The following is a 17,324-nucleotide window of genomic DNA, read 5'->3' on the forward strand; positions in this document are numbered from 1 at the left end:
CGTCGCCCTAGCTGGCCACGGGGGCCGGCCCATTTTCCCGGCGGAAGTACACGAAGGAAGCGGCGGCAGCCGTCAGAGCTGCGCCTGCTACCAGACCGGTTACCGCCGGCGTAGCCCAGGCCGCAGGCAGCAGGGCCGTGAGCAGCAAGCCCAGCAAACCGGCGCCCACAAACAGGCGCCCGCCCAGCCGGTGGGCGCGCGTCCACACCGCGGGACTTTCCAGCGTCCAAGGCGTGCGGATGCCTACGAAGTAGTTGGGCGGCACGGTGGTCAGGTAGTTGCCCAGCAGCACGAAGAAGCCGCTCAGCGTGTAGCCCAGCAGTTCGGGCGCCAGCCGGCCACGAGTGTTGGCGTAGAGCATTTCGCAGGCCAGCACGGCCAAAAACATCACCAGGAAAAACGTCAGCTTCTGGTAGTTGAGGCTGTCGGCCAGCAGGCGGCGCTTGGGGTCGAAGCGCGGCAGCCAGCTCATCAGCAGCCAGCAGCCCAGCGGCAAGCCCAGGCACAAGAGCAGCAGCGCCTCGCGCCCGCCGTAGCGGCTGGGCTGGCCGTCGAGGTCGAACTGCACCGGCACCTGCGCCGGCAGCGCCGACCACTCCCGGACCAGGTACAAGGCCGGCACCAGGGCCACGAGCAGGGCGGACAGGTACCAGAAAGAAAGCTTGCGGTTCATAGCGGATAAGGGGAAGAGGGTGAAGAAATCAGGCGGAGTCGTTGGGCGCCGGGCGGAACTGCAGCAGCCAGCCGATGACTTCGTCGAACACGGTCATGTTCAGCGAGTAGGTGATGAACTGCCCCTGCCGGACGCTGCTCACCAGGTCGGCCTGGCGCAGCAAGTCGAGGTGGTGCGAGATGCTGGGCTTGGAGAAGTTGAACTGCTCGGCTATTTCCCCCGCCGTGAGCGGCCGCGCGCGCAGCAGCTCCAGGATGGCACGGCGGGTAGGGTCGTTGAGCGCTTTGAAGAGTGAGTTCACCGTTATTAGGCATTTAGGCAAATGTCTAAATATACGGCAAACAAGCAAAGTCTGGCCAAACAAAAGCGGCACCCGAGGTTTCAGGTGCCGCTTTTGTTTAATCCGCAGAAAATACCCGAGGCTGCTTCAATCCGAGGTATGCTTCTTAAGCAATGCTTGCAGGTCCCGGAAGTCGATGGCCAGATCGTCCACGTTCAGGCGGCAGGTTTCAGCGGACGAGCGAGGCCTCTTGGGCACCACAACCAAACACATATTGGCGCCAGTATTGGTAGAACTGGCTTCAAACCTTACCCAAACCTGACGCCAGGTGCGGAAGCCCGTCGGAGCAGTCCATAGTCCTGCCTGTCCAATTTTTAAAGCCGGTCCAGAGCGACGCGCCCGCTTCACTCCTTGCAAAACCAAGAGCACCGCAACGCCAGCCCCCAAGGCCGCGCTCCAATAGTTCTGCAAGGCAATCGGCAGCGCCGTTAAAACCAAGATGAGTACCGCCAAGAGAAAATTACGTGCGCTATAGCCCGCCGAGTAATTGATTTCATACTCGAAATTAACGGCTTTACCTGGCTCTGTACTCATTTATTTCGACTGTGCACCAACAACACATTTGTTGCCAATTACGAATTTATAGCTATTGCCTTGTTGCTTTTGGCTGCAACATAACGTTCAGTTTCTGCGGGTCCACTGCCATATATTTGAGATTTGCGCTGGCTATTATTTTTTCCTTGTCTAATGCTCTTCTTCTGTGCCACGCCATTTTATTCTTATTGGGCTCATACAAAAAAAGCTGATGATAATGCGACAACCTGCCTTGCTCAATTCTTTTGACCCTGGCAGTGAAATCTTCCCACTGAAAAAAACCATATCCGGCCAGCCAGATACCTGTTTCTGCAATTTTAATTTGCGGCTTATTTATATTAAGCAAGGGATTAACTATCGGTAATACGCCTCCTATCAAGCCAAAAAAGCAGAACAAGGAAAAGCCAAGCCAGTCTTCTATTATTCCGTCCTTGCTTAGAAAAGCATAGTTTAAGGCAGGAGGTAAAAGCCAGCGCAGATTCCAAATTATCTTCTTAGGAGAATAATAAACCACCGTCCGCCATTCTACTGACGTACGGTGGTCATTATTTACGGCAGACCCTGATTGGGCTTGCATGATCTGAAACCGAAATTACTTCCCTTCCTCCACCTTCGTTTCGATGCTCAGCTCCTTGAGCTGGGCGCCCGAAATCGGGGAAGGCGAGTCAATCATCACGTCGCGGCCCGAGTTGTTTTTGGGGAAGGCAATGAAGTCGCGGATGCTGTCGGCGCCGCCGAACAGGGAGCAGAGGCGGTCGAAGCCCAGGGCGATGCCGCCGTGGGGCGGGGCACCGTACTCGAAGGCGTCGAGCAGGAAGCCGAACTGGGCCTGCGCTTCCTCCTCGGAAAAGCCCAGCAGCTTGAACATGCGGGCCTGCACGGCGCGGTCGTGAATGCGGATGGAGCCGCCGCCGATTTCCACGCCGTTGATGACCAGGTCGTAGGCATTGGCGCGCACCTGGCCGGGCGCGGTGTCGAGCAAAGCCAGGTCTTCGGGCTTGGGCGAGGTGAAGGGGTGGTGCATGGCGTAGTAGCGGCCGTCGTCCTCGTTGAACTCCAGCAGCGGGAAGTCGAGCACCCACAGCGGGCGGAAGTCCTCCTTGTTGCGCAGCCCCAGGCGCTGGCCCAGCTCCAGGCGCAGCTCGCTCAGGGCCTTGCGGGTTTTGTCGGCCGGGCCGGCCAGCATCAGCAGCAGGTCGCCGGGCTGCGCGCCGAAGGCTTCCTTCCAGCGCTGCAGGGCCTCCTGCGAGTAAAACTTATCCACCGACGATTTTACCGTGCCGTCGGGCTCGACGCGGGCGTACACCAGGCCGGTGGCGCCCACCTGCGGGCGGCGCACGAAGTCGGTCAGTTCGTCGAGCTGCTTGCGGGTGAAGGAGGCGCAGGTGTTGGCGTTGATGCCCACCACCAGTTCGGCCGCGTCGAACACCGGGAAGCCCTGGCCCTGGGCCACCTCGTTGAGCTCCACAAACTGCATGGCGAAGCGCGTGTCGGGCTTGTCGGAGCCGTACAGGCGCATGGCGTCGGCGTAGGTCATGCGCGGAAATTCGCCGATTTCCAGGTTTTTCACCTCGCGGAACAGGTGGCGCGTCATGCCCTCGAAGATGTTCAGGATGTCTTCCTGCTCCACAAACGACAGCTCGCAGTCGATCTGGGTGAATTCGGGCTGGCGGTCGGCGCGCAAATCCTCGTCGCGGAAGCACTTCACGATCTGGAAGTACTTGTCGAAGCCCGACACCATCAGCAGCTGCTTGAAGGTTTGGGGCGACTGGGGCAGGGCGTAGAACTGGCCGGGGTTCATGCGCGAGGGCACCACGAAGTCGCGGGCGCCTTCGGGCGTGCTCTTGATGAGCACCGGGGTTTCCACCTCAATGAAGTTCTGCTCGTCGAGGTAGCGGCGCACCTGCTGGGCCAGCTTGGAGCGCAGCTCCAGGTTGCGGCGCACGGCGTTGCGGCGCAAATCGAGGTAGCGGTACTTCATGCGCAGGTCGTCGCCGCCATCGGTTTCGTCCTCGATCAGGAAGGGCGGCAGCTTGGCCGGGTTGAGCACCCGCAGGCTCTCGACGCGGATTTCCACCTCGCCGGTGGGCATGTTCGGGTTTTTGGAGTAGCGCTCGGCCACCGTGCCCGTTACCTGCAGCACAAACTCGCGGCCCAGGTTGCGGGCGGCTTCGCGCAGCTCCTGGGTTTCCACGCCTTCTTCCAGGGCCAGCTGCGTAATGCCGTACCGGTCGCGCAGGTCAATCCAGCTGATGCCGCCCTTGTCGCGGGTGCGCTGCACCCAGCCGCAGAGCGTGACGGTTTGGCCGATGTGGTCGGGGCGAAGTTCGCCGCAGGTATGGGTACGGAGCATGAGCAGGCAGTGAGCGGCGCGCCGGCAAGGCGCGGCAAGCGGGAAATCGGGTTCAGGAGCCGGCAAAGATAGGCAAGCCCGGCGCCCGCCCGGCACGTAAAGCGTGGGGAATCCAAATTGGCCCGGAATGTGCAAAGGGCCGCCCCAACACCCCTACCCGGCTTTCCTCCCCTACCATTGCTCATCATGAAACGCTCCGCCCTGCTGCTCGCCGCCACCGCCCTGCTCGCCGTATCGACCGCCCAGGCCCAGACCAAGGTCAAAACCAAAACCAAGTCGGAAACCACCGGCACCGAAATCAAAACCAAGTCCCAGGCCGAGCCGGTGGTGCTCGACGGCGCCATCAAGCGCGTGGAAACCCTCTCGGGCATCGACATCTTCCCCAAGCCCAATTCCGACGCCGTGCTGCTGAGCTTCACCCAGCAGTTTACCAAGCCCGGCACGCTCACCATGACCAACTACAAAAAGGCCGTGGTGTACTCGCAGGAGCTGGACCCGGCTACCCACACCGGCGCCCCCGTCGACCTGGGCCACCTGCCGGCCGGCACCTACCTGGTCGAGGCCAAAATCGACAACTACCTGTACTGGAAGAAAGTCAACATCAAGTACCCCTCGAAGCCGGTAGCTTCCAAGAAAAAGAAAAACCGCCGCTAAGCCCGGGTTTTCCGGCTTGAGACCCGCTGCCCTGGTGCCGCCGCTTTCGGGTTGCGGCACCAGCTGCCTTTCCCCCGAACACCCGCGAAATTTTCCCGCCCGCCCCGGCGTTACTTTGCCGCCGAACTATGAAAACCTTCCTCTCCCGTTTCCCCGCGCGCCTGCTGTGGCTGCTGCCGCTGGTGCTGCTGCTGGCCATGGCCGGCCCCAAGCTCAAGAAGGCCCAGGTAGCCAAAAATCTGACCGTGGGCGTGCCCGAAGACTTCCAGGCCCTGCCCGACGACGCCATTGCGGTGAAGTACCCCGCCCCGCGCAAGCCCCTGGCCGTGTTCAGCAACCCGGCCGGACGGGTCGATTTCAGCGTGGCCAGCAAGCAAACCACCTTCAGCAACAAGGATTACGCCCTGCTGCTGAAGATTTACGAGTCGACACTCAAGAACACCTACAGCAAGGTTGACTTCCTGACCAAGGACATCCGCACCATCAACAAGCGCGACTTCATCGTGCTGGAGTTCGTCTCGACCCTGTCGGACAACCGCCGCGGGCGCGAGATGATGGCCCCGCTCAAGCGCTACCAGCTGATGCAGTACGCCATTGAGGGCAACCAGCTGTACGTGTTCCACTTCAACTGCCCCATCGAGGAGCAGGCCAAGTACCAGCCCGTGGCCCAGGAAATGTCGCAGGCCATTCAGCTGAAGTAGTCCGGTTTATACCCGTTTTGTTTTGGAGCCCCGCCCGGCCTGCGCCGGACGGGGCTTTTTGGTGCCCGGCGCGGGCGCTAGAGCAGGTTGTGGGTGCGAATCAGGCCCATGAAGGCGTCGCGGTAGGCGTCGCCCACGGGCAGCAGGCGGCCGGCGACCTGCACCTTGCCGCGCTCCACGTGCTCGATGCGGCCCAGGGCCACGATGAAGGACTTGTGGATGCGGGCGAAGCGTTCGGGCGGCAGCACCTCCTCCACCCGCCGAAACGACTGCAGGGTGAGGATCTTGCTCCCGTCGGCGGTGTAAATCATCAAGTAGTCCTTCATGCCCTCGATGTAGAGGATGTCGGCGAAGGCCACTCGCTGCAGCCGGTGCTCGTTTTTCACGAACATCGCGTCCGCTGCTGCCCCGGCCGCTGGCGGCGGAGCCGGCTCGGCAGCAGGGGGCGGGGCCGCGGGCGCGGCAGGCAAACCCACGGGCGCGCCGAAGCTCTGGTAGAGGCGGTTGACGGCCTGCACGAAGCGCTGGAAAGCAATGGGTTTGAGCAGGTAGTCGGCCACGCCCAGCTCGTAGCCCTGCACGGCGTACTGGTCGTAGGCGGTGGTGAGGATGATGCGCGGGCCGGTGCCGGGGGGCAGAATGCGGGCCAGCTGCATGCCGGTAAGCCCGGGCATTTCGATGTCGAGGAACAGCACGTCTACCGGCGTGGTCTGCAGGAAGGCCAGCGCCGACAGCGCCTCGTGGAAGGTGCCCACCAGGTTCAAAAACGGCAGCTGGGCGCAGTAGCGCTGAATGACGGCCGTGGCCAGCGGCTCATCGTCGACGGCGACGCAGGTGAGAATGCGGGGAGGCGGGGCCAGGGAGTCGTCCATGAGCAGCGGGCTAGTCGGCGGAAGGCAGCAAGGTAAGCTGCACGAAGTAGCTGTCGGCGGTTTGCTCGACCTGCAGGCGGTGGCGCCCGGGGTAGAGCAGCTGCAGGCGGCGGCGCAGGTTGGCCAGCCCCACCCCGCCGGGCCGGCGCGGCTCGTGGGGGCGGGCGGCGCGCACGCGGTTGCGCACCGAAAACTCCAGCCGGCCCTCGGGCAGAGCCAGGGCCAGCTCCACGGCGTGGGGCCGCACCGTGAGGTCGCCGTGCTTGAAGGCGTTTTCGACCAGGGGCAGCAGCAGCATGGGCGCAATGGGATAGGTGCAGGGCTCGGCTACTTCGGGCGCCACCCCAAAGCGCAGGCAGTCGGGCGCGGCCCCGGGCAGGCGCAGCAGCTGCAAACTCAGGAAGCTGCGCAGGTGGTCGATTTCCTTGGCCAGGGGCACGGTGTCGGCGCTGCTTTCGTAGAGCAGGTAGCGCATCAAATCCGAGAGCTGCAGCACGGCCGTGGCGGCGGGCGCCTCGGGGTCGGCTTCGCTGGCCAGGGAGTAGATGTTGTTGAGCGTGTTAAACAAAAAGTGCGGGTTGATCTGGGCCTTGAGCAAGCTCAGCTCGGCCGCGAGGTGCTGCTTTTCCAGCTCCTGGCGCTGGCGCTCCAGCTCGCGGCGGCGGCGCACGTCGTGCTGGTGGTCGTTGGAGAGGCGCAAATACACGCTCAGCAGCAGCACCAGCAGGGCCGAGGGCAGGATGTTGCGCCCGGTAGTGTCGCCCGTGCGGTGCACCTCCGCCTCGCGCTGCTTGCCCGCCGCTATGCCGGCCTTCAGCCCGTCCATAAACGAGCCCGAAACCGAGTTGGGGTGCTCCAGCTCCATATGCTGCGGCCAGGGCGAGGGCGTGCGGCCCAAGGCCAGGTTGGAGCCGTAGCGCAGCAGGGCCGTGGTGGCAATGGCCAGCAGCATCACCAGCAAAAAGCTCCAGGGCCGGTTGCGGCTCAGGTGGCGCGGAATGATGACAAACCAGCTCAGGTAGAACAGCCCGGCGTAGGCAGCCACGGTCAGCACCACGTCGGTGAGTACCAGCGGCAAGTCCCAGGCGGCCGGCTCGATGGCGCGGCGGACCAGCCAGTAAAACGCGTTGCTGCCCAGCAGCAGCGCCCACAGCACCGTGTGCACCCGCCAGGGCACCGTGCTGGGGCCCGCCGGCCGCAGCCACCACGAAGGCGCGGGCGTGGTAGCCGCCGCAGTAGGTATCGTCAGATCGGTCATGAGTCGGGCCCGGAAAAAGCCACCGAACGGCGCCGGCAGTTGGAGAACGGCTACGAAAATAGGGCGGTGGCCGCAACGCCGCGCCCGCGAATCGACTACCCGGCCGCGGCGCCCGGCCAACGCCCGCCCGCGCCCGGCCAACGCCGACCGCTGCGTTGTGGGCAGCCCGCCCGCCATTGGCGGCCCCGGCCGGGGCGTTGGTCGAAAAACGCGGCGGCGCGGCCTGCTACCGGATAGGTTTGTAGCCAAGCTCCCGGCCCAGCCGAGTTCGGCCCGCCCGCTCACGGCCCTGGCCGATAGTGCTATCTTATCGGCCATTTCTGGCACTGCTCCTCCACTCCTAACGCTTACTGTTCTATGGAACTGGTCATCGAACACCTTTCCAAAACTTACCCCAACGGCACCAAGGCCCTCAACGACGTGAGTTTGCGCATTGCCCCGGGCATGTTCGGGCTGCTGGGACCCAACGGCGCGGGCAAATCCTCGCTGATGCGCACCATCTCCACCCTGCAGGAAGCCGACCAGGGCTCCATCCGGCTGGGCGACATCGACGTGCTGCGCCAGCCCGAGCAGGTGCGCCGGGTGCTGGGCTACCTGCCGCAGGAGTTTGGCGTGTACCCCAAGGTGACGGCGGCCGAGCTGCTCGACCACTTCGCCGTGCTCAAGGGCATCAGCCACAAGGGCGAGCGGAAGCAGGTGGTCGACGGCCTGCTGCAGCAAACCAACCTCTACAACGTGCGCAACAAGAACCTGGGCGGCTACTCCGGCGGCATGAAGCAGCGCTTCGGCATTGCGCAGGCGCTGCTGGGCAACCCGCGCCTGATCATCGTAGACGAGCCCACGGCCGGCCTCGACCCCACCGAGCGTAACCGCTTCCACAACCTGCTGGCCGAAATCGGGGAAGACCGCATCGTGATTCTCTCCACCCACATCGTGTCCGATGTGTCGGACTTGTGCCGGCAGTTTGCCATCATCAACAAGGGGCAGGTGCTGTACACCGGCGACCCGCTGGTGGCCATCGAGGAAATGCGTGGGCAGATCTGGCGGCGCACTATTGCGAAGCAGGAGCTGGAAGCCTACCAGCAGCAGTTTGCGGTGATTTCCTCGCGCCTGTTCGCGGGCCAGACCATCATTCACGTGCACAGCCTGGCCCAGCCCGGCAACGGCTTCGAGGGCATCGAGCCCACGCTGGAGGACGTGTACTTCGCCCGCATTCACGCCGCCGAGCAGGTAGCCGCCAGCGCAGTGAAAGCCTGATTCCAGTAACCACCAAGAACGTCATGCCGAATCGGCCCTGAGCGTCCTGCTGAGCGCAGCCGAAGCATCCCGCCCGCTTATACCAAGGCTTACTACCTGGCGTCAGCACGCGGGATTCCTCGACTTCGCTCGGAATGACGTTTCTGAGAGCAGCGACTTGTCATGACGGTTAACGAAACCGACGACCATGTTCCTGGAAATATTCCTTTTTGAGCTCCGCTACCGGCTGAAGCGGCCGGCCACGTACATCTACTTCGGGCTGATGGCCCTGATGGCCTTTTTGTTCATGCTGGCTGTGGGCGGCGTGTTTGGCGCCAACGTGAGCATCGGCGGGGGCGGCGGCAAGGTGCTGGCCAACTCGCCCTACCAGCTCAACACCATTCTCACCGTGCTGAGCCTGTTTGGGGTGTTCATCACGTCTTCGATGATGGGCACGCCGGTGTACCGCGACTTCGACCACCGCACCCACTCGCTGTACTACACGGCCCCCATCAGCAAGGCCGGCTACCTCGGCGGCCGCTTTCTGGGCTCGTTCGTGATTACGGCGCTGGTGTTTCTGGGCGGGGCGCTGGGCGCCTGGCTGGCTACCTTCTGGCCCACCATGCTGGCCGACAAGCTGGGCCCCAACACGCTGGGGGCCTACCTGCAGCCCTACCTCACCCACGTGCTGCCCAACCTGTTTCTGACGGGCGCCATCTTCTTCACCGCCGCCACCCTCTCGCGCTCGGCCCTGTCCATCTACCTCGGCGGGGTGCTGTTTCTGGTGCTGTACTCCATTGCCGGCAGCCTGCAGCAAGACCTCGACAACGACACGCTCAGCAACCTGCTCGACCCGCTGGGCGGCAGCGCCATCGACCTGACCCAGCGCTACTGGACCACGGCCGAGAAAAACACCCTGCTGCTGCCCTGGAGCAGCTTCGTGCTGCAGAACCGCCTGCTGTGGCTGGGCGTGGGCGCGCTCACGCTGCTGGCCTGCTACGGCTTCTTCCGCTTTTCCTTCGCCAACAAGGCCGACTCGGGCCCGCGCCCCAAAGCCTCGGCCCTGGGCGTGGCCGAAACGCCCAAGCTCGGCAAACTGGTCACCGTCACGCCGCGCTTCACGGCGGCGCTGGCCTGGGCGCAGCTGGGCCGGCTGGTGCGGCTGGAGTTTTTCAGCACCGTGCGCAGCGTGTACTTCATCGGCATTGCCGGCGCGGGCATACTGTTCCTGCTGATTTCGGGACTGCAGGTGGGCAAGCTCTACGGCACCAACACCTTCCCCGTCACGCCGGTAGTGGTGCAGTTGCTGGCCGGTACGTTTGCTTTGTTCCAGCTCATCATCATCATCTTCTACGCCGGCGAGCTGGTGTGGCGCGAGCGGGACTCCAAGGTCAACCAGATCTACGACGCCATGCCCATGCCTTCGTGGGTGCCCTTCACGGCCAAGCTGCTGGCGCTGATGCTGATTCAGGTGGTGCTGCTGGCCGTGGTGATGCTCTGCGGGCTGCTGCTGCAAACCGGCATGGGCTACTTCACCTACGAGCTGGACGTGTACGTGAAGGAGCTGTTCGGCTTCCGCCTCATCGGCATGCTGCTGATGTGCGTGCTGGCCATGCTGGTGCAGGTGCTGTGCAACAACAAGTACATGGGCCACTTCATCATGGTGCTCTACTACCTGTTCAACATCTTTAAGGGCCAGCTGGGTCTCGAGCACAACCTGTACTCCTTCAACGGCGCCCCGGGCACGCCCTACTCGGCCATGAACGGCTACGGCCACTTCGCCCTGCCCTTCTTCGCCTTCAAGTTCTACTGGGCCGCGTTTGCCGTGCTGCTGGCGCTGGCCAGCAGCCTGCTCTGGCCGCGCGGCACCGAAACGCGCTTTTCTTGGCGCTGGCAGCAGGCCCGCTTCGGCCTCTCGCCCGCGCTGCGCGTGGTGGCCGGCCTGGCGTTGCTGGCCTTCGTGGGGCTGGGCGGCTACATCTACTACAACACCAACGTGCTGAATCAGTACCGCACCTCCGACGAGCAGGAGCAGCTTTCGGCCGACTTTGAGAAGAAGTACAAGCGCTTCGACGGCCGCCCGCAGCCGCGTATCGTGGCCGCCAACGTGCAGGCCGACATCTTCCCCGCCGAGCGCGACGTGCGCCTGCGCGGCTACTACTGGCTGCTGAACCGCACCCCGCAGCCCCTCGACTCGGTGCTGCTGACCGGCGACGCCACGGCCGAGTATAAGCAGCTGCGCCTGGGCCGCCCCGCCCAGCAGGTGCTCCACGACCGGGTGGGCGACGTGGACTTCCGCATTCTGCGCCTGCAGCAGCCCCTGCAACCCGGCGACTCGGTGCAGCTGCACTTCGACCTGGCCTACACCAACCCGGGCTTCCGCAACTCGGGCTCCAACACCAGCATGGTTTACAACGGCACCTTCGTCAACAACGCCGAGCTGCTGCCCCACATCGGCTACCAGGAGGGCGTGGAGCTCAGCGACGACGACCTGCGCAAGGAGTACGACCTGAAGCCCAAGCCCCGCATGGCCTCGGTGCGCGACTCGGCGGCCCGCCAGAACACCTACCTGGGCAACGACGCCGACTGGATTCGCTTCGAGGCCACGGTGAGCACCTCGGCCGACCAGATTGCCATTGCCCCCGGCTACCTGCAGAAGGAATGGACCAAGGACGGCCGCCGCTACTTCCACTACAAAATGGACGCGCCCATCCTGAACTTCTACTCCTTTCTCTCGGCCCGCTACGCCGTGTACAAGGACCAGTGGAAGAACGTGCCCATCGAGATTTACTACCAGCCCGGCCACGAGTACAACCTCAAGCGCATGGCCCGCGGCGTGAAGGAAGGCCTCGACTACTACACCGCTCACTTCGGCCCCTACCAGCACCGGCAGGTGCGCATTCTGGAATTCCCGGGCTATAGTTCCTTTGCCCAGTCGTTCCCGAACACCATTCCGTTCTCGGAAAGCATCGGCTTCATTGCCGATGTGGACTCGACCGACCCCAAGGACATCGACTACCCGCTCTACATCACGGCCCACGAGGTGGCCCACCAGTGGTTTGCTCACCAGATCATCGGCGGCAACGTGCAGGGCTCCACGCTCATGTCGGAAACCCTGAGCCAGTACGCCGCCCTGATGGTGATGCGCAAGCTCTACGGCGAGGCCAAGATGAAGAAGTTCCTGCGCTTTGAGCTCGACAGCTACCTCTCGGGCCGCAGCATGGAGCGCAAAAAGGAAGTGCCCTTGTACCTGGTCGAAAACCAGCCCTACATCCACTACCGCAAGGGCTCATTGGCCATGTACGCCCTGCAGGACTACATCGGCGAGCAGAACGTGAACCGCGCCATCCGCGAGTACCGCGACCGGGTAGCCTACCAGCGCGCCCCGTTCACCAACTCGCTGGAGTTCATCGCTGCCCTGCGCAAGCACACGCCCGACTCGCTGCAGTACGTGGTTACCGACCTGTTTGAGAAGATTACCCTCTACGAAAACAAGGTCGACTCGGCCTCCTACCGCAAGCTGCCCAACGGCCAGTACCGCGTCAGCTTCACCGTCGATACCAAGAAGCTCTACGCCGACTCGCTGGGCAACGAAACGCCCGACCTGAAAGCGCGCGACCTGATTGACGTGAGCGTGACCACCCGCCAGAAAGGCAAGGGCGGCAGCTACGAGGAAGTGCCGCTGGTGCAACAGAAGCGCCGCCTCAAGCCCGGCCGCAACCGCCTCGAGTTTGTGGTGCCCAGCAAGCCCGAGCGCGTGGGCATCGACCCGCAAAACAAGCTGGTCGACCGCAACCCCGACGACAACACCAAGACGCCCGAGGAAAAGAAGGCGTAGCTGGTCTTGGCGCCATTTAAGCAAAAGCCCCCGCATGGTGCGGGGGCTTTTGTCTGTTACTTAACTGCAAGGTTAACGTCGTCGGCTTCGCGCAGTATTTCGAGTAGATTTTCGTACCACTGACGGCCCATTGTTGCCGCTAACTTACGACCGTTTCTAATCACCACTTTGCACCGGCCAGGGCAGCCTGGGCCGCCCCAAAGAGAATCGTTTAAGGCATCCAAGTTCCGCCCAAATCCAGGCTCCGCTTCAGGATCAGTCTGGGCTTCGTACGCATCCCCAAACGCCTCTTTACTGGCCAGGGAGTTGCCATCGAATACGATAATTCGCATGGAGCGAGGTTGAAAATGCGGCGGTCATCCAATGATACGCAGCCATCCTAGATTCTCATCTACCACCCTCCCTCGCCTCCGCCTACTTTTGTGCCCATGCCCGCCACTGCCCAAGACGAACGCCTGATGCGCCAGGCCCTGCGCGAAGCCGAGCGCGCCTATGCCCTCGGCGAAATTCCCATCGGCGCCGTGGTGGCCTTCACCGCCACCGGCCAGGTCATCGGCCGGGGCCACAACCAGACCGAGCAGCTGCGCGACGTGACGGCCCACGCCGAGATGCTGGCTCTCACGGCCGCCGCCAACACCCTCGGCAACAAGTACCTGCACGAGTGCACCCTCTACGTGACGGTGGAGCCCTGCGTGATGTGCGCCGGCGCCGCGGCCTGGGCGCAATTGCCGCGGGTGGTGTTCGGCGCGGCCGAGGAGAAGTTTGGCTACCGCCGCCACGGCCAGCTGCTGCACCCGCGCTGCGAGCTGCTCACCGGCGTGCTGGCCGCCGACTGCGCCGCCCTCATGCAGCGCTTCTTTGCCGAGCGGCGGAAATAGCTACTTTTGGCCGCTTCCGCCGGCTCCGCGTAACCCGCAGCCCGGTTCGGCGGTTATTCCCTGACATTTCTTTCCGTCCCACCTCCCAACCCCCCTAGCACTATGGCTTTCGAACTGCCCCCGCTGCCCTACGCCTACGACGCCCTCGAGCCCCACATCGACGCCAAGACGATGGAGATTCACCACACCAAGCACCACCAGGCTTACGTGACGAACCTCAACAACGCCATTGCCGGCACCGACATGGAAAGCCAGTCGCTGGAGGAAATCATGCACAACATTGCCAAGGCCCCGGCCGCGGTGCGCAACAACGGCGGCGGCCACTGGAACCACTCGCTGTTCTGGCAGATCATGGGCCCCAACGGCGGCGGCCAGCCCTCCGGCCCCGTAGCCGACGCCATCAACCAGGCTTTCGGCAGCTACGATAAGTTCAAGGAAGAATTCACCAAGGCTGCCACTACGCGCTTCGGCTCGGGCTGGGCCTGGCTGTGCAAGCAGGCCGACGGCTCGGTGAAAATCTGCTCGACGCCCAACCAGGACAACCCGCTGATGCCCGACGCGGGCTGCACCGGCATTCCCGTGCTGGGCCTCGACGTGTGGGAGCACGCCTACTACCTCAACTACCAGAACCGCCGTCCCGACTACATCCAGGCGTTCTACAACGTCATTAACTGGGACGAGGTAAACCGCCGCTTCCAGGAAGCCACCCCCATGTAAGTTAGCTGCCCGGCCCGCCATCGGCCGCGGCACTTTTGCTTGAATCGGCCGGTTCCCCACGGGACCGGCCGATTTGCTTACCTTTCTTCTACCATGATGACTGCCCAACTCGTTGAGAAAACCGCCGGTGCCCTGGCCGACAAGTACCGCCTGGCCATTGTGCTGGAGCTGGGCAAGCGTGAGCAGCTGGCCTTTGCCGACGTGCAGGAGCTTACCGGTCTTTCCCAGCCCTGCACCTCGCACCACCTGAAGGTCCTCACCGACAGCGGGCTGGTTTCCACGCAGAAAACCGGTCGCCGCGTGCAGATCAGCCTGAACCGGGAGGCTCTGCGGGGGTTGTCGGCTTTTTTGGGGGAGCTGGGCTAAAAAAATTTCCCGTAATCAATTCAAACATTTAAATGTGTTGTTTCTTTTAGACAGTGACTTTTCGCCCATTCATCTCTTCGACTCCCATGAGCCAGCAACTCTTTTCGCCTGCCCAGCTAGGTACTTTTACCCTCCAGAATCACGTGGTAATGGCCCCCATGACGCGCAGCCGCGCCCTGGGCAACGTGCCCAACGCCCTCATGGCCGAATACTACGCCCAGCGCGCCTCGGCCGGCCTTATCATCACCGAAGGCACCTCGCCCGCGCCCAATGGCCTGGGCTACGCCCGCATTCCGGGCTTGTTCAACCAGGCGCAGGTAGCCGGCTGGCGCCTCAGCACCGACGCCGTGCACGCCCAGGGCGGCCACATTTTCGTGCAGCTGATGCACACCGGCCGCATTGGCCACCAGCTTAACCTGCCCGAGGGCGCCGAAGTCATTGCCCCCTCGGCCGTAACGGCCGCCGGCGAGATGTGGACCGACCAGCAGCAGATGCAGGCCCACCCGCAGCCCCGCGCCCTGCGCCCCGACGAGCTGCCGGCCCTCAAGCAGGAGTTCGTGCGCAGCGCCCAGCTGGCCATCGAAGCCGGCTTCGACGGCGTGGAGCTGCACGGCGCCAACGGCTACCTGTTGGAGCAGTTTCTGAACCCCGTGGCCAACCAGCGCACCGACTCCTACGGCGGCTCGGTGGAAAACCGGGCGCGCTTCGTGCTGGAGGTAGCCGCCGCCGTGGCCGCCGCCATCGGGCCCGAGCGCACCGGCATCCGCCTCTCGCCCTGGGGCGTGGCCTCCGACATGCCGCACTACCCCGAAATCGACGCCACCTACGCTTACCTGGCCACCGAGCTGCAGCGCCTGAACCTGGTGTACGTGCACCTCGTGGACCACAGCGCCATGGGTGCCCCGGCCGTGCCGGCCGAAACCGTGGCCGCCTTCCGCGAGCGTTTCACCAACAGCCTCATCCTGAGCGGCGGCTACGATGCTCCGCGCGCCGAAGAAGCCCTGCAAAGCGGCCGGGCCGATCTGGTGGCCTTTGGCCGCCCCTTCATTGCCAACCCCGACCTGGTGGAGCGCCTGCGCACCGGCGCGCCGCTGGCCCAACCCGACCCGGCCACGTTTTACGCCCCCGGCCCCGAAGGCTTCCAGCAGGGCTATACCGACTACCCGGCGCTGCGCCTGGCCGAAGCCGCCCGCTAGCCAACCAACCCATTATTCGTGCAAAAAAGCCGACTCTGGAGCAGAGTCGGCTTTTTTTGGGCCCCAGCCCCTGCCGGCAATCGGCTCCCGCCTGCCACCGCGCCCCGGGCCGATTTCGGTGGCAGCAGCCTGCCGCCTCCGCCCCTCGCCCCGGTCTCTGGCCCTGAATTCCAATCACCATAGCAAGTCCGGGCGCCGGCCCGGCGCTGCCGTCGCCGATGTTTTGCCCGGTGCCAGGCCCTTCAGGCGCCCTTCACCCGGGGAGAAATCGTGTATATTTATGGGCTAAATTCTTTCCCCTTATCCTCTGCACCTGCATGAGTACTAAGCTTCGCCTCACCATCCTGAGCTTTCTCCAGTTCTTTATCTGGGGCTCGTGGCTGATAACGATTGGGGCGTACTGGTTTCAAACCAAAGAGTGGTCGGGGGCCCAGTTCGGGGCCATCTTCTCCACCATGGGCATTGCCTCCATCTTCATGCCCTCGCTCATGGGCATTGTGGCCGACAAATGGGTGAATGCCGAGAAGCTCTACGGCCTGTTGCACATTCTGGGCGGCGCAGTGCTGCTGACCATTCCCCTGGTCGACGACCCCGGCATGTTCTTCTGGGTGATTCTGCTGAACATGATTTTCTACATGCCCACGCTGGCCCTGAGCATTGCCGTGTCGTACTCGGTGCTCAAGCGCGAGGGTTTCGACGTGGTGAAAGACTACCCGCCCATCCGGGTTTGGGGCACTGTTGGATTCGTAGTAGCTATGTGGACGGTGAGTTTGCTCGGCTTCGAGACTTCGGCCAATCAGTTCTACGTAGCGGCTGCGGCGGCTATCTTATTAGGCCTGTACTCGTTTACCCTTCCCAAGTGCCCACCTACAGCCGCAGGCACCCCGAGCCGTTCCCTGGTCGACGTGCTGGGTTTAAAGTCTTTCGCCCTGTTGCGCGACACGAAGATGCTCACCTTCTTTTTGTTTGCCATGCTGCTGGGCGCCGCACTACAGCTAACTAATGCTTACGGAGACACCTTTCTGCACGATGTTAGCGAAAGTGTAAAACCAATCAATATCGAGTCCTGGTCTCAACTGTTGTCGCAGCTAGCGTCTCAGCCGCTTGATACTTTGAGTGGTTTAGCTGCAAAATATCCGGCCATCATCATGTCCATCTCGCAGATTTCCGAGACACTATTCATTTTGGCCATTCCTTTCTTCCTGCGTCGTTTTGGCATCAAGCAGGTGATGTTTTTCAGCATGGTTGCCTGGGTGCTCCGCTTTGGCTTGTTCGCGTTTGGCAATCTAGAATCTGGGCTCTGGATGATCATCCTCTCGTGCATCGTCTACGGCATGGCCTTCGACTTCTTCAACATCTCGGGTTCCTTGTTCGTGGAGACGCAAACGGCGCCTTCCATCCGTGCCTCGGCCCAGGGCTTGTTCATGATGATGACCAACGGCTTCGGCGCAGTGCTGGGCAGCCTGGTCAGCGGCGTGGTCATCGAGCAGTACTTCACCCTGTCCGACGGCGTTACCAAGGACTGGCATGGCATCTGGCTGGCCTTTGCGGGCTACGCCCTGGCCATTGCCGTGCTGTTCGTCATCCTATTCAAGCACAAGCACACCCCCCAGGAGGTGCAGAACGCCGAGCACACCGAGCCGGTGCCGTCGGTCGAGCAGGCGTAGCGGCGCTGAATGTCGGTAAACCCGGGCCGCGCCCGTGGCAG

At 63.1% G+C, this 17,324-nt stretch carries 17 protein-coding genes; 9 read left to right on the plus strand and 8 right to left on the minus strand.

Going from position 1 to position 17,324, the window contains the following annotated elements:
- Window positions 1-7: 7 nt before the first annotated feature.
- The 5 genes from ACE191_RS20670 to aspS form a co-directional block, all read right to left on the minus strand.
- A complete protein-coding gene (locus ACE191_RS20670; protein WP_400194155.1) occupies window positions 8-673 on the minus strand; it encodes an SdpI family protein in 666 nt (221 codons plus the stop codon).
- A 28-nt stretch (window positions 674-701) separates the two neighbouring features.
- The gene (locus ACE191_RS20675; protein ID WP_400194156.1) at window positions 702-974 is read right to left on the minus strand and encodes an autorepressor SdpR family transcription factor; all 273 of its coding nucleotides are present in this window, start codon (window positions 972-974) and stop codon (window positions 702-704) included.
- Between the two features lie 126 nt (window positions 975-1,100).
- Window positions 1,101-1,547 carry a hypothetical protein gene (locus ACE191_RS20680; protein ID WP_400194157.1) on the minus strand — a complete coding sequence of 149 codons (447 nt, stop codon included), beginning with the start codon at window positions 1,545-1,547 and terminating at the stop codon, window positions 1,101-1,103.
- 52 nt (window positions 1,548-1,599) lie between these two features.
- Window positions 1,600-2,124, minus strand: coding sequence for a hypothetical protein (locus tag ACE191_RS20685; RefSeq protein ID WP_400194158.1), 525 nt, complete (start codon window positions 2,122-2,124; stop codon window positions 1,600-1,602).
- Window positions 2,125-2,139: 15 nt separating this feature from the next.
- On the minus strand, window positions 2,140-3,900 hold the full coding sequence (gene aspS / locus ACE191_RS20690; protein ID WP_400194159.1) for an aspartate--tRNA ligase: 1,761 nt from the start codon (window positions 3,898-3,900) through the stop codon (window positions 2,140-2,142).
- Between the two features lie 186 nt (window positions 3,901-4,086).
- Here aspS and ACE191_RS20695 point away from each other — a divergent pair, with 186 nt between their 5' ends.
- On the plus strand, window positions 4,087-4,554 hold the full coding sequence (locus tag ACE191_RS20695) for a hypothetical protein (protein ID WP_400194160.1): 468 nt from the start codon (window positions 4,087-4,089) through the stop codon (window positions 4,552-4,554).
- Between the two features lie 128 nt (window positions 4,555-4,682).
- Window positions 4,683-5,255 (plus strand): hypothetical protein, encoded by a 573-nt coding sequence (locus tag ACE191_RS20700; RefSeq protein WP_400194161.1) that lies wholly within the window; start codon window positions 4,683-4,685, stop codon window positions 5,253-5,255.
- Window positions 5,256-5,332: 77 nt separating this feature from the next.
- Here the strand turns inward: ACE191_RS20700 and ACE191_RS20705 are convergent, their stop codons facing one another.
- Window positions 5,333-6,127 carry a LytR/AlgR family response regulator transcription factor gene (locus ACE191_RS20705; protein WP_400194162.1) on the minus strand — a complete coding sequence of 265 codons (795 nt, stop codon included), beginning with the start codon at window positions 6,125-6,127 and terminating at the stop codon, window positions 5,333-5,335.
- Between the two features lie 10 nt (window positions 6,128-6,137).
- Window positions 6,138-7,385, minus strand: a complete 1,248-nt coding sequence (locus ACE191_RS20710; protein WP_400194163.1) for a sensor histidine kinase — start codon at window positions 7,383-7,385, stop codon at window positions 6,138-6,140.
- Between the two features lie 357 nt (window positions 7,386-7,742).
- On the opposite strand from ACE191_RS20710, the gene ACE191_RS20715 reads away from it, so the two are divergent.
- Both ACE191_RS20715 and ACE191_RS20720 read left to right on the plus strand, forming a co-directional pair.
- The gene (locus tag ACE191_RS20715) at window positions 7,743-8,642 is read left to right on the plus strand and encodes an ABC transporter ATP-binding protein (RefSeq protein ID WP_400194164.1); all 900 of its coding nucleotides are present in this window, start codon (window positions 7,743-7,745) and stop codon (window positions 8,640-8,642) included.
- A 187-nt stretch (window positions 8,643-8,829) separates the two neighbouring features.
- Complete coding sequence (locus ACE191_RS20720; protein ID WP_400194165.1) at window positions 8,830-12,459, plus strand: ABC transporter permease/M1 family aminopeptidase; 3,630 nt, start codon at window positions 8,830-8,832, stop codon at window positions 12,457-12,459.
- Window positions 12,460-12,515: 56 nt separating this feature from the next.
- Here the strand turns inward: ACE191_RS20720 and ACE191_RS20725 are convergent, their stop codons facing one another.
- Entirely contained in the window at window positions 12,516-12,791 is a 276-nt protein-coding gene (locus ACE191_RS20725) for a barstar family protein (RefSeq protein ID WP_400194166.1), read from the minus strand.
- 96 nt (window positions 12,792-12,887) lie between these two features.
- On the opposite strand from ACE191_RS20725, the gene ACE191_RS20730 reads away from it, so the two are divergent.
- The 5 genes from ACE191_RS20730 to ACE191_RS20750 all read left to right on the plus strand — a co-directional run bounded on the left by ACE191_RS20730 (window position 12,888) and on the right by ACE191_RS20750 (window position 17,283).
- Window positions 12,888-13,337 (plus strand): nucleoside deaminase, encoded by a 450-nt coding sequence (locus tag ACE191_RS20730; RefSeq protein WP_400194167.1) that lies wholly within the window; start codon window positions 12,888-12,890, stop codon window positions 13,335-13,337.
- 102 nt (window positions 13,338-13,439) lie between these two features.
- Entirely contained in the window at window positions 13,440-14,054 is a 615-nt protein-coding gene (locus ACE191_RS20735; RefSeq protein ID WP_400194168.1) for a superoxide dismutase, read from the plus strand.
- Window positions 14,055-14,147: 93 nt separating this feature from the next.
- A complete protein-coding gene (locus ACE191_RS20740; protein ID WP_400194169.1) occupies window positions 14,148-14,420 on the plus strand; it encodes an ArsR/SmtB family transcription factor in 273 nt (90 codons plus the stop codon).
- Between the two features lie 86 nt (window positions 14,421-14,506).
- Complete coding sequence (locus ACE191_RS20745; RefSeq protein WP_400194170.1) at window positions 14,507-15,616, plus strand: alkene reductase; 1,110 nt, start codon at window positions 14,507-14,509, stop codon at window positions 15,614-15,616.
- A 317-nt stretch (window positions 15,617-15,933) separates the two neighbouring features.
- Window positions 15,934-17,283 (plus strand): nucleoside permease, encoded by a 1,350-nt coding sequence (locus ACE191_RS20750; protein WP_400194171.1) that lies wholly within the window; start codon window positions 15,934-15,936, stop codon window positions 17,281-17,283.
- Window positions 17,284-17,324 lie beyond the last annotated feature (41 nt).

The organism is Hymenobacter sp. B81, assembly GCF_044628455.1.
Taxonomy (GTDB): domain Bacteria; phylum Bacteroidota; class Bacteroidia; order Cytophagales; family Hymenobacteraceae; genus Solirubrum.